General features: G+C 50.8%; 10 protein-coding genes, 1 tRNA gene and 1 pseudogene. 5 read left to right on the top strand and 7 right to left on the bottom strand.

Annotation, left to right across the window (positions count from 1 at the left end; all coding sequences use genetic code 11):
* Positions 1 to 58 precede the first annotated feature (58 nt).
* A complete protein-coding gene (locus P3C52_RS06050) occupies positions 59 to 982 on the top strand; it encodes a LysR family transcriptional regulator (protein ID WP_275554271.1) in 924 nt (307 codons plus the stop codon).
* Positions 983 to 1,341: 359 nt separating this feature from the next.
* On the opposite strand, the gene P3C52_RS06045 is transcribed toward P3C52_RS06050, so the two are convergent.
* The gene (locus P3C52_RS06045) at positions 1,342 to 2,805 is read right to left on the bottom strand and encodes an aspartate aminotransferase family protein (RefSeq protein ID WP_275554270.1); all 1,464 of its coding nucleotides are present in this window, start codon (positions 2,803 to 2,805) and stop codon (positions 1,342 to 1,344) included.
* Positions 2,806 to 2,821: 16 nt separating this feature from the next.
* Complete coding sequence (locus P3C52_RS06040) at positions 2,822 to 4,207, bottom strand: diaminobutyrate--2-oxoglutarate transaminase (protein WP_275554269.1); 1,386 nt, start codon at positions 4,205 to 4,207, stop codon at positions 2,822 to 2,824.
* Between the two features lie 609 nt (positions 4,208 to 4,816).
* On the opposite strand from P3C52_RS06040, the gene lysC reads away from it, so the two are divergent.
* Positions 4,817 to 6,178, top strand: a complete 1,362-nt coding sequence (gene lysC, locus P3C52_RS06035; RefSeq protein WP_275554268.1) for a lysine-sensitive aspartokinase 3 — start codon at positions 4,817 to 4,819, stop codon at positions 6,176 to 6,178.
* Positions 6,179 to 6,693: 515 nt separating this feature from the next.
* Here the strand turns inward: lysC and P3C52_RS06030 are convergent.
* Complete coding sequence (locus P3C52_RS06030; protein ID WP_275554267.1) at positions 6,694 to 6,975, bottom strand: LysR family transcriptional regulator substrate-binding protein; 282 nt, start codon at positions 6,973 to 6,975, stop codon at positions 6,694 to 6,696.
* Here P3C52_RS06030 and P3C52_RS06025 point away from each other — a divergent pair.
* A pseudogene (locus P3C52_RS06025) lies at positions 6,926 to 7,758 on the top strand (DMT family transporter). The gene P3C52_RS06030 and the pseudogene P3C52_RS06025 sit on opposite strands and share 50 nt — an antisense overlap.
* Before the next feature lie 107 nt (positions 7,759 to 7,865).
* Here the strand turns inward: P3C52_RS06025 and bamE are convergent.
* A complete protein-coding gene (bamE, locus tag P3C52_RS06020) occupies positions 7,866 to 8,213 on the bottom strand; it encodes an outer membrane protein assembly factor BamE (RefSeq protein WP_275554266.1) in 348 nt (115 codons plus the stop codon).
* Entirely contained in the window at positions 8,210 to 8,734 is a 525-nt protein-coding gene (locus P3C52_RS06015) for a hypothetical protein (protein ID WP_275554265.1), read from the bottom strand. The genes bamE and P3C52_RS06015 overlap by 4 nt, the downstream gene beginning before the upstream one ends.
* A gap of 258 nt (positions 8,735 to 8,992) precedes the next feature.
* Here P3C52_RS06015 and P3C52_RS06010 point away from each other — a divergent pair, with 258 nt between their 5' ends.
* On the top strand, positions 8,993 to 9,475 hold the full coding sequence (locus P3C52_RS06010) for a glutathione peroxidase (protein ID WP_275554264.1): 483 nt from the start codon (positions 8,993 to 8,995) through the stop codon (positions 9,473 to 9,475).
* A gap of 196 nt (positions 9,476 to 9,671) precedes the next feature.
* Here P3C52_RS06010 and P3C52_RS06005 read toward each other — a convergent pair whose 3' ends face one another.
* Both P3C52_RS06005 and P3C52_RS06000 read right to left on the bottom strand, forming a co-directional pair.
* The gene (locus P3C52_RS06005; protein WP_275554263.1) at positions 9,672 to 10,292 is read right to left on the bottom strand and encodes a LysE family translocator; all 621 of its coding nucleotides are present in this window, start codon (positions 10,290 to 10,292) and stop codon (positions 9,672 to 9,674) included.
* 242 nt (positions 10,293 to 10,534) lie between these two features.
* Positions 10,535 to 10,610 (bottom strand) — tRNA-Phe (locus P3C52_RS06000).
* Positions 10,611 to 10,802: 192 nt separating this feature from the next.
* Between P3C52_RS06000 and P3C52_RS05995 the strand changes: the two genes are divergently transcribed.
* Positions 10,803 to 12,122: a PAS domain-containing methyl-accepting chemotaxis protein gene (locus P3C52_RS05995; protein ID WP_275554262.1), complete on the top strand. Its 1,320-nt coding sequence runs from the start codon at positions 10,803 to 10,805 to the stop codon at positions 12,120 to 12,122.
* Positions 12,123 to 12,162 lie beyond the last annotated feature (40 nt).

The raw sequence follows: 12,162 nt of genomic DNA, 5'->3' as shown, positions 1-12,162 counted from the left end.
CTCCGTTGTTAAACTGTCAAAAAAATTTTGACAGTTGTTACATAAAAGAGCATAAAAAATGATTAACATGCAACGTGCAGCAATCTTTGTTGCAGTAGTTGAGGCGGGAAGTTTTACCGACGCAGCCCAGACGCTGGGTCTGACTAAAGCGGTCGTCAGCTCTAATATTAAAATGCTGGAAAAAGAGTTGGGCGTCTCATTACTATCCAGAAGCACCAGGCACGTTTCAACTACGGATACCGGTGTAAGATTTTACCAGCACTGTCTATGCCTCCTTCAGGATGCCGAACGTGTCCTGGACGATATTCGTAGCGATCACTCAGGATTAAGCGGTTCACTCAGAATTACTACAACATCGGAATATGGCGTGCGCGTCGTTGTCCCGGCACTGGCTGCCTTCAGTGCCTGCCATCCGCAGGTGCGTATACAACATGTTTCATCATCCCAAAATGATAATCTCATTTCTGGCCGTTTTGATGTCGCGATACGGCTTGGCCATCTTGCCGATTCCAGTTACCACGCCCGTCTCATTGATCGGTTTGATATTTATCCGGTCGCTTCGCCTGACTATCTGAATACGTTGGGGGAGATGTATGTCGCGGAACTGGCACAGCTTGCCAGGGCGAAATGGATTGCTCACAGCCGTTTATCCACGCCATTGAGCTGGCAGGTAACCACACCAGAAGGAGAAAATGTGGTTTTTAGCGCCCATAACCCCGCCACGATTATGACCGACAGCGCCTCTTCATTACTGTCTTTTACCCTCGAAGGCGCTGGCGTCGCGATTTTACCCGGCTGGCTGGTAAAAGATGAAGTGGCCAAAGGAAATTTGGTTCGGTTACTGCCAGACCATCATTTTCCCCGGCAAGGTATTTACGCGCTCTATCCTAATACACGGCATGTGCCAGAAAAAGTGCGGGCATTTATTGATTTTTTGCAAAGCAGGGTCGAAAACATGGATACAGGCGATATGTCTTCATAAACCTGTTTAAATAATCCAGGGTTTAACCCGTACACAGATATGTAATGCATGAGAAATAATGGGTCATGTCTTTGGTTGCCCATTCCAGGATTACAGATAATGATTTTACGCCCGCTCCTCGCTCAAAGCGGGCGTCCGGAATGAGCGCCCCCATAACCGTAGTGCGTCTGAACATACCCACACAGAGTAGATATGCCCTGAAATGAATTACTGAAGTTTTAAAAGCGACAGACTTCCCTGAAGCTTAAGCGATTCATGAAAACTACCGGAAACGTCCACGTCTCCGCTCTTAATGCGCAATACAGAAATAAAAAAGCCGACAACAGCGATGTTGTCGGCTTTTTTCATGCCTGCGGCAATCAGGCGTTCTGCAGCTGTTGCCCACTGGCTATGACGCTCGCCAGCAGAACTTTCACGTCCTCCAGGCAAACGGTGGGATTGAGCAGCGTCATTTTCAGGCAGGTAACGCCGTCAGCTTCTGTGACGCCAACGTTGGCGCTGCCGGAGGCCAGCAAGGCATCACCGATACGCTGGTTCAATAACGCCACCGCTGCGGCATCGCCGTTTTCCGAGCGGAAACGGAACAGGACGCTGGCCAGTTGCGGCTGCATTACCAGCTCCAGCTGCGGTTGCTCGGCAACAAACTGCGCCACCTGCTGTGCCAGCGTTACGCCATTATCAATGATTTCAGCGTATTGCTTTTTACCCAGCGCTTCCAGGCCCATCCACAGTTTCAGGGCATCGAAACGACGCGTGGTTTGCAGCGACTTCGACACCAGGTTCGGCACGCCCTGCTCTTCATCAAAGTCAGAGTTCAGGTACGCCGCCTGGTAACGCATTAGCTGATAATGACGCGCGTCTTTCAGCAGGAAGGCACCACAGCTGATGGTCTGGAAGAACTGCTTGTGGAAGTCCAGCGTCACGGAGTCCGCGAGTTCCAGGCCATTCAGGAAGTGACGATACTTCTCAGAAAGCAGCAACGCGCCGCCCCAGGCTGCATCCACATGCACCCAAATCTGCTGTTCAGCTGCCAGCGCAGCGATTTCGGCTAACGGATCGATCGCGCCCGCATCGGTAGTGCCTGCGGTGGCGACAATAGCCATCACCTGTTCGCCATTGGCTTTCGCCTGCGCCAGCTTCTCTCTCAGATCGTTAAGATCCATACGCGAGAATTCATCGGTTTTCACCAGCGTCACAGACCGGTAACCCAGCCCCATCAGCGCCATGTTCTTCTGCACAGAGAAGTGCGCGCTTTCAGAACATAACACTTTAATTTTTCTGAGTTCGCCGGTCAGGCCGTCCTGCTGAACGGAATGGCCCTGGCGAGCAAAAAAGGCATCACGCGCCAGCATCAAGCCCATCAGATTGCTTTGCGTACCACCGCTGGTGAAAACCCCGGCGTCACCCGCCGGGTAACCTACCTGCTCGCGCAGCCACTCAATCAGCTTCATCTCAATGATGGTCGCCGACGGGCTCTGATCCCAGGAGTCCATGCTCTGGTTGGTTGCATTGATCAGCACTTCCGCAGCCTGGCTAATGACCAGGCTCGGACAGTGCAGATGCGCCACACACTGCGGATGATGTACGGACAAACTGTCTTTGAGAAAATATTCAACGGCGCGTTCAATGGCGACCTGGTTGCCCAGGCCCTGCGAACTGAATTCTAACTTGATGCGCTCACGTAATTCTTCAACGCTTTTGCCCTGGTACATTTCAGGTTGCTTAAGCCATTCCACAACCGCTTTTGTACTCTGTTCAATCGCTTCCTGGTAGGCGGCAATACTTTGCGCGGAACCAGACAGAATCGGATTTAAATCAGACATTAATTATTTGCTCCGATTAAACAGGCTTTACGCCAGCACTCAGCAGCGCGTTTTCAAACTTATCGAGGAAAATCCCCAGTTCGGCGTTGCTGATAAGCAGTGACGGCAGCAGACGCAGGACGCAGCCGCCACGGCCGCCGCGCTCAAGGATCAGGCCCGCTTCGAAACATTTTTTCTGCAACAGCGCGGAGAGTTCGCCATCCGCCGGGTAACAACCCATGTGATCCTGCGCTTCGTGCGGTTTAACGATTTCAATACCAATCATTAAGCCCAGACCGCGTACGTGGCCGATAACAGGGAAACGTTTTTGCATTTCAGCCAGTTTGCCTTTCAGCCATTCTCCCTGCTCTGCGACTTTATCGGCAATACGCTCTTCTTTCAGGATCTTAAGCGTGGTGAGGCCGGTCGCCATCGCCAGCTGGTTGCCGCGGAACGTACCGGTGTGATGACCCGGCGCCCAGGCATCGAACTGTTTTTTAATGCCCAGCACCGCTAACGGTAAACCGCCGCCTACCGCTTTGGACATCACGATGATGTCTGGTTCGATACCTGCGTGTTCGAAAGCGAAAAACTTGCCGGTACGGGCAAAGCCCGCCTGTACTTCGTCAAGAATCAGCAGGATACCGTGTTCCTGGGTCACTTTACGGATGCGCTGCAGCCACTCGACCGGAGCCGGGTTTACGCCGCCTTCGCCTTGCACCGCTTCCAGAATAACGGCAGCCGGTTTACGCACGCCGCTTTCAACGTCGTTGATCAGATTTTCAAAGTAGTAGGTCAACGCTTTCACACCGGCTTCGCCGCCGATGCCTAGCGGGCAGCGGTACTGGTGCGGGTAAGGCATGAACTGTACTTCCGGCATCATGCCGTCAACCGCTTCTTTCGGCGACAGGTTACCGGTCACGGAGAGCGCACCATGCGTCATACCGTGATAACCGCCGGAGAAGCTGATCACCCCGGCACGTCCGGTCACTTTTTTTGCCAGCTTCAGCGCCGCTTCAACGGCATCCGCACCGGAAGGCCCGGTGAATTGCAGGCAATATTCTTTGCCCTGATTCGGCAACAGTGAAAGCAGATAAGCGGAGAACTCATCTTTTAGTGGTGTGGTCAGGTCAAGCGTATGTAACGGTAAGCCACTGGTAATGACGCTTTGGATGCTTTGAATCACATCAGGATGATTATGACCCAGCGCCAGCGTTCCGGCGCCCGCAAGGCAATCAAGATATTGTTTATTTTCAACATCGGTAATCCAGACGCCCTGCGCTTTAGCAATTGCTAACGGCAATTTACGTGGATAACTTCTGACGTTGGACTCAAACTCAGCCTGTCTGGTTAAAAAGGACTCATTGCTTTGCGGTAATGAATTAGCACTCAAAGAATCAATACGGACTTTATCCGTCATCATATCTCTCCTACAACCTGGGTCGTTTTAACGCCGGGTTGGATAAGGGTTTAAGGGGGTGAAAAAACGCGGCTAATATATGGCTTTTCAGCGGCGTACTCAATCTTATATTTTGTGTGGTCTTTTATAACATTTCCCTTAAAAATCAATATTAAATAATATTTTTGCGTGGAATGTACACAGTATTAATTATAAGCAATTATGTCTGAAGGTTATTATTGGCTGGATTATGCACAACGCCATATTTTAATATCCATGAGTTTTTATGTTGCATTAATGTTATTAGAAAAATTTGGTCAGCAGCCTGTCATGAAATATTCATATATTCCATCGGCTTATCATAAATGCTAAGGAAAATATCGATTCAGCGGGTTTATTCACTTACTATGCCCGCCTTAAAAATCCCAAAAAGAAAAAGGAACCGCCATTAATGCGCATCAAACCGGATAACCTGTAAGCGGCAATACAGGTTATCGATAGCAGGAGCAAAATCCTGGGTTTTAAACAGAAATGTTCGCGGGCGGACATTTCGTAAGGTGAAGACCGCTTCCCTTATGCCGAGAATGAAAATTTTCATGCCATATGAGTATGGCGCCCTGACATGAGATTGTTATGACTCGCAATTATCCACACATCATCGTTGCCAAGTTTGGCGGAACCAGTGTTGCTGACTTTGACGCGATGAGCCGTAGCGCCACCCTCGTCCTTGCTGATAAACACGTTCGTTTGGTTGTCTTGTCTGCTTCCGCAGGTGTCACTAACTTATTAGTCGAACTCGCTTCCGGTCTGGAAAGCCGTTTTCGGCTGGACAAAATTGATACCCTGCGCACCCTGCAATACAACATTATTTCACGCCTGAAGCAGCCGGAAGCCGTTAGTCAGGCGATCGACCATCTGCTCAACAATATTAACCGCCTGGCTGAACAAGCTGCCGATTCCCGTTCAGACGCGCTGTGCGATGAGTTAGTTAGCCACGGGGAGTTGATGTCTTCCCTGCTGTTTGTGGAAGTATTGCGTGAACGGAATGTGGAAGCGCAATGGTTTGACGCCCGCAAAGTCATTCGCACCGATGATACGTTTGGTTGCGCGGTACCGACGATAAGCGACATTGCAGAGCTGTCAGAAAAACATTTACGTTCGCGTGTTGAACAGTCGCTGGTCGTGACACAGGGCTTCATCGGCAGCGATGCGGCAGGTCACACCACCACGCTCGGGCGCGGCGGCAGTGATTACACCGCTTCTCTGCTGGCAGAGGCGCTACAGGCCGCGCGTGTGGATATCTGGACCGATGTCGCCGGGATCTATACGACCGATCCCCGCATTGTCGCCGAGGCGAAACGGATTGATACCCTCTCATTCTCCGAAGCCAGCGAAATGGCGACCTTTGGCGCCAAAGTGCTGCATCCAGCCACGCTGCTGCCTGCGATGCGCAAAAACATTCCGGTTTTCGTGGGCGCCAGCAGCAATCCATCAGCGGGCGGAACGCTGGTTTGCCGTGACGTGCCGGAGCCGTCGCGTTATCGCGCCCTGGCCGTGCGCCGCCAGCAGACGCTGTTAAAATTATCCAGCATTAATGCACGGCCCACTCCCCACTTTTTAGCGGAGATATTTGGGATTTTGTCTCGTCATGAGATAGCGACCGATTTGGTGACCATCTCGGAAACAAGTATCGCGCTAATCCTGAATGCCACCGGTTCAACATCAGGCGAGGCCGATACGCTAAACAGCGCGCTGCTTAGCGAGTTGTCATCGCACTGCCGTGTTGAAATCGAGACCGGGCTGGCGCTTGTTTCGCTGATTGGCAACGCGCTCCCGCATTCCCCGGTGGTGTACAAAGATATTTTTGCTGAACTGGAACAGCACCCGGTGCGTATGATTTGTCACGGCGCCTCCAGCCATAACCTCTGTTTCCTGCTTCCGGCGGAATTTGCAGAGCGCGCGGTCAAAGCGTTACACCGCAAGCTGTTAGAATAACGACGCCCGGCATGCGCAACAGTTAGCGCGGGCGAACCAGGCGCATAGGGTGAAACGGGCCACTATGCGCCGCGGTATCACAGGGTGCTGTACAAAGGGAAAGATTCACGGGGCGCTGAGCTGAGACAACGAGTGCTGCCGCCCCGCATTCAAGCTGGTTGCTGACAACTCACTGTTATAAGCGCGGCAGTCATGAACACATCGTTATCCCCAATCATCCTGAGCGGCAGTTCACAGTGACAGGGCCTAATCTGGTGTGATGCGGTATATCTGGATTGGAAAACGGCGGGCTTATCTCGCGGTGGTACCCGACCCAGTCAGTTAAGTTAAGCATCCTTCGCTGACGGACCTTTATGCGTTTCTGTAATCAAGGTACTCGATAAACTTTTTCACAGCCCGCGAAACAGTTTTTCTGCTTCTGAAAGCCAGGTCAATATTACGGTGTGGTGAGATATCCATTTTCCTGGTAGCGATACGGTAGGGCATACTCCTGAGGATGAGGCCAGGTAAAATACTCACACCCAGCTTTTTTCCACCATAGCCATGACGGCGTAATCATCCCACAGAGTGAATTTTACGCGCGGTGCCAGTCCATGCTCTCTGAATATCTCTGATATTTCATTATTCTTTCCCTTCTCAAGCAAAATAAACGGCTCCCGGCATAATGAGGCAACAGGAACCACTTCATATGCTGAAAGCGCATGAGCTTCAGGAAGAACAACCAGATAATCATCTCTCTCCAGGAAAATGGTTTCAAATCCGGATGGTCTTCTGTGGGGCTGCGCCGCGATATTCACCCGACTGGGGCTGGATAATGCTTCCCCATTGGCGCTGCTTATTTTCCGTTTCGGCATCGCACTCGGAACATTGCTAATTATTGGTTGCTTCCGCCACCGCTGGCGGCCTGAGAAAGGCGCCCGCCGACAGGTCGTTCTTACCGGTCTGATGCTTATTGGCGGGTATTCGGTCTGTTACTTTCAGGCCATGGCGCACGGCATCACGCCCGGACTGATAGCAACCATTATGGGCATTCAGCCAATCCTTACGCTGTGCATTGTTGAACGCAGAATGCAGGGAACCCGTCTCGTCGGACTCATGGTAGCTCTGTCAGGTCTGGTTCTACTCGTATGGCGCAGCCTCTCCGCCTCACATTTGCCGGTCTCTGGCGTGATGTTTGCCCTGGCAGCACTGCTGTTTATGACCTTCGGCGCAATTATGCAGAAAAAAACCGCCAGGCACCGGCCGACGTACTCCCCCTACAATACGGGATAAGCCTGATATTGTGCGTAGGCCTACTGCCTGTGGGCACCTTTTATGTCAGCTTCACGCCGGATTTTTTCATTTCAGTGCTGTTCCCTGGCGTGCTGATTTCCGTGGTAGCACAGCTTCTGCTTTACCGGCTGCTCAGCGCCGGTAGCATTGTTAACGTCACCAGCCTGTTTTATCTGGTGCCTGTCATAACGGCCGTTCTGAATTACCTGCTGTTGGGTAACACTCTGCCGTGGTCAGGCGTGGCGGGCATGGGCGCCATTCTGCTCGGAATAATGATGGTATTCCGGGCACCCCGGATTAAATCATGAAAGTCTGCTTTTCGCTCAAAGCGGACTGTAAGTAAGATGCTGGGCTACCCCGGCTTCTCTTATACGCCTTGAAGAAAAATACGGCAGGTGTTATGCCTGCCGATGAATCACTTCTCGGTGTAGTGAATTTTATTCACTACACCATCGTTATTGAATTCCAACAACAGAAGCTGCTCTCTGTCCCTGAATATGGGGATAAATAAATAGAGACGGCGATCCACGACTTTCGAGGCATAAATCCAGTTGCTGGCGGTTTTAAACTCGTTTGGAGTGGTAGGAGTACCAAGTAAAAGCAGCATATCTTTTTTAGTGGATTTACCCACTACGATAATTTTTCGGATGTCCTTCTCTGAATAATTATCTAAATCTGAGGCTCGTGTTCTATCCACATTGGCAATACAACCATTCAGCGCGATCGTAGTGAATGCCAGCAAAAGAAATTTTTTTACATTCACTTCACATTATCCTCGTAATAAATGTCCATATCAGCGTCGTATTTTATTTCTTTGGCATAAATGACGCAGTAACCTGCTTTATCTCCGTAGCTGTAATGAATCTCATATAACGATTTTTTCTTTGGAATGATATTCAAATCAACGGTGCAACCACCGTTTAAAGCGTGATGGATGGTTGTCTGACGATCCGGGAGTAGTATCGTTTCGAAAAAGGTGCCGCTGTAATCTTTATTCTTCAGTTTGGGAAATCCTAGATCTCGGGTATTTCCCAATAGGATATTGACGTAAGCGCTATGCTCCTGAACCCAGCCTCCGATTTTTTTACCGTCGCTATCTTTTTGATACAGGGCATAGCTCATAGGCGCGCCCATCAAACGAATTTTTGCTACATCCGGTGTATTCTCTGGGGGAACGTACAGAGTAGGTTTAGGGAATAAGGCACTACAGCCAGTTAATAGTAACGTCGCGGTGAGTACAGTAGCTTTAATAGTACCAGCGCCATTAATAGAATAATTCATCATTGTAAAACCCTTATTACGCTTGCATTAATTTTTTATTTTATGAAAACAGGCGGAGAAATCGTATAAATAACATCTATCGGCAGCACTCTCTTTTTCTTTAGAAGAGAGATAGATGGAAAAATATTCATATCCCAGTTTATTCTTACTAACCACTGGCGTGCTGGACTGCAAATTTGCCTTTATTGCGTGGCATACGGAAATCAGTCAAAGTACATTACACAACGAATCTGCGATGTGAGTAACGCTGAGGATTTCGATATGACCACTTTTCATCAATTTACTGCCACCAGCCTGAGTGGCCAGCCTGTCGCTATGGCCGACTACGCTGGCAGGCTGGTTCTCGTGGTCAATACCGCCAGCCAATGTGGATTTACGCCACAATACGCAGGCCTTGAGTCGCTCTACAGGAAGTACGCCGCTCAGGGTCTGGTGGTGCTTGGCTTTCCCTGCAACCAGTTCGGTAAGCAGGAACCCGGCGGTGCTAACGAAATCGCGCAGACCTGCCATATTAATTATGGTGTGAGCTTCCCGATGTTCGAGAAAGTGGAGGTTAACGGCGCCTTAACGCACCCGGTATTTCGTTATCTGAAGGAAGAATTGCCCGGCGTGCTGGGCGGGCGAATCAAATGGAATTTTACTAAGTTTCTGATCGGACGCGACGGCAAACCCCTCAAGCGTTTTGCACCGATCACGCCCCCCGAGAAAATAGAAGCCGTCATCCTTGCCGCGCTTGAAAACTAAGCGCTTCTGGTATTTACACTCTTTATCCTTAACGCGTTTCCGGCAAATGATTATTTCTGGGTGACGTGAATGTCCGCTCCTCGCCTAAAGCAGACATCGCTGCGCTCATCAGATGAGTGGCCGCCAGAAGCGGACGTTGATAACGTTAATCCAGTACCTGGGCGACGTTCAGCCCGGGTAATTTTGCCTTAACAAATTATCGGGTGCTGAAAGCAAGTTTGGCTGCAAAGCATAAAAAAAGACCTCCTGTTGCACGATCCATTGCCTTGATGACACGGCTTTTTTTAAGAATGCCGGATGCAAAATGCGTGGACATAATAAGCGTGATGGACCACAGGGTTCCGATCAAAATATGGATGCTGACAAGTATAAATGTCCAGATTAAGGGCGAATGCCCGGCTGGTATGAACTGAGGCAGAAATGACATATAGAAAATGCCCATTTTTGGATTAAGTACATTTCCAGGCATCCCTTTTATAAACCAACCTCTGTGTGAAGCAAGAGTGTCATTGTTCTGACTGAATGACGAGCGGGGACGCACCAGCAGCCGTAAACCCAGCCAGGCCAGCCAGGCCGCTCCGCAAAATTTCAGAATGGAATAAGCAAGCTCAGAAACGGCCAGAATAGCGCCCAGGCCCAGCGCGACGAGCGCCCCCCAGATGAAATAGCCGGTATCAATTCCCAGCGCGACCTGAAACGCTTTTTTACCGCCTTCAGCGCATGCAGTTCGAAGAATGAGTGCCGTATCAAGACCGGGAGTGAGAGTCAGTAATAGCGCAGCCAGGGAGAAAGCGAGAAGTGAATCGGTGACAGACATTTTCTTTATCCGAAAGAGCGGATGTTACCGACTTAAAACCATCCTATCAATAGCTTACGGTTTCATTTTTTTATTCAAAGCCCGAGAGAGCAGCACTCCGGTGCAGACACTTGTTGGCCTTTTCCCTGCACTTTTGACATCAGTAGACGTAATTAAAGATAAGAGAAGCTGCCAGCGGACCAGAAATCTCCCTAAGCCACAAAGCAAAAAACCCCCGCTTTTCAGCGAGGGTTTGGAAGAAGTGGTGCCCGGACTCGGAATCGAACCAAGGACACGGGGATTTTCAATCCCCTGCTCTACCGACTGAGCTATCCGGGCAACGGGGCGCATTAAACCGTAAAGGCGCATTGTCGTCAAATGCTTTTCGATGAAAAAAGTTTGATTGCGCTCTTTTGCAGCAATAGACAAAACCTCGCTGAAAAAGCCGCCGTATACGCCTTCTGTCGTTGAACTATTAACCAGCCAGGCCGATAACCCCTGATGAAACTCATAACATAATAAAGGTTCACCATGTTCAGTTCTGTTACATCAGGAATCGCCTCACGCTTCGTCTTCTCGCGGCGTGATTCATCGGCTACGCTGGCGTCGCTAAAAGGCGCTATTGCCATGATCGAGTTTAAGCCTGACGGCACCATCCTTACTGCGAACAATCTGTTTCTGCAGCGTATGGGCTATCGTCTTGATGAGATCGTCGGTCAGCATCACCGCATGTTTTGTCCAGAGGAGCTGATCCACTTGCCAAAGTATCAGGCCTTCTGGCAAAGGCTACAGCGCGGCGAAAGCTTCAGTAATAAGTTCCTGCGGCTGGATAAACAGCGCAATCCTGTCTGGCTGGAAGCCAACTACGTGCCGGTGCGCGATCGCAGCGGCAACGTAGTCAAAATCATTAAGCTGGCATCCGATATTACCGCACATGTTCTTGATGCCCAGCAACAGCGCGCAATGACCACCGCTATCGATCGTTCTATGGCGGTTATCTCGTTTAACTTAAAAGGCGAAGTGCTGAAGGCGAACGCCAACTTTTTACAGGCGACCGGCTATCGTGAAGAGGAAGTGATTGGTCAGCATCATCGCATGTTCTGTACGCCGGAGCTGCGCAACAGCCGCGAATATAGCGACTTCTGGCACAAGCTGAACCAGGGCGATTTTATTTCCGGCCAGTTTCATCGCATCGATAAACAGGGCCGCACGCTCTGGCTACGCGCTACCTATAACCCGGTGTTCGATGAAGAGGGCCAGCTCTGTAAAATCGTGAAGTTCGCTTCCAACGTCACCGCGCAGGTGGAAAAAAACCAGCTGGAGCGCGAGGCGGCGACGCAGGCTTATGAGATCGCGCTGCGTACCAATGAAAGTACGCGCATCGGTGCCAGCGTGGTAGAAAACAGCGTGCTGAATATCAATGCGCTGGCGGGCGAACTGCACGGCATCTCCGGCGATATCTCCAGCCTGAGCGCGCAGTCGGATCAAATCGGCATGATTGTGGAAACCATCCGCAATATCGCCAGCCAGACCAACCTGCTGGCGCTGAACGCCGCCATTGAAGCCGCGCGCGCCGGGGCCCACGGCCGCAGTTTTGCGGTAGTGGCGAACGAAGTGCGTTCGCTGGCGGCGAATATTAACCAGGCGACCAGCGAAATTGAAAAGATGGTCAGGGATAACCATCAGCTGGCGGGGAAAGCGCTAAACGGCATTGAGACCAACCTTCAGCGCGCCGATCGGGGCGTAGAGCTGGCGCAGGAAGCGGGCGAAGTCATTATGGAAATACGTGACAGCGCCGCTGAAGTAGTCAGCGCCATCAGTCATATCGCTGACGCGCTTAAAGAGGAGTAAAGGCTGGACGGCGACGCTGAAACAGGCGTCGCCGTTACCC

The sequence above is a fragment of the Mixta sp. Marseille-Q2659 genome, assembly GCF_940807255.1.
Taxonomy (GTDB): domain Bacteria; phylum Pseudomonadota; class Gammaproteobacteria; order Enterobacterales; family Enterobacteriaceae; genus Mixta.
Note: the sequence above shows the minus strand (reverse complement) of the source record. Positions and strands in the feature narration are given on the sequence as shown.

Coding starts and splice junctions, on each gene's coding strand:
- P3C52_RS06050 (WP_275554271.1), top strand. CDS start 59: ATGATTAACATGCAACGTGCAGCAATCTTTGTTGCAGTAGTTGAGGCG.
- P3C52_RS06045 (WP_275554270.1), bottom strand. CDS start 2,805: ATGTCTGATTTAAATCCGATTCTGTCTGGTTCCGCGCAAAGTATTGCC.
- P3C52_RS06040 (WP_275554269.1), bottom strand. CDS start 4,207: ATGATGACGGATAAAGTCCGTATTGATTCTTTGAGTGCTAATTCATTA.
- lysC (WP_275554268.1), top strand. CDS start 4,817: ATGACTCGCAATTATCCACACATCATCGTTGCCAAGTTTGGCGGAACC.
- P3C52_RS06015 (WP_275554265.1), bottom strand. CDS start 8,734: ATGATGAATTATTCTATTAATGGCGCTGGTACTATTAAAGCTACTGTA.
- P3C52_RS06010 (WP_275554264.1), top strand. CDS start 8,993: ATGACCACTTTTCATCAATTTACTGCCACCAGCCTGAGTGGCCAGCCT.
- P3C52_RS06005 (WP_275554263.1), bottom strand. CDS start 10,292: ATGTCTGTCACCGATTCACTTCTCGCTTTCTCCCTGGCTGCGCTATTA.
- P3C52_RS05995 (WP_275554262.1), top strand. CDS start 10,803: ATGTTCAGTTCTGTTACATCAGGAATCGCCTCACGCTTCGTCTTCTCG.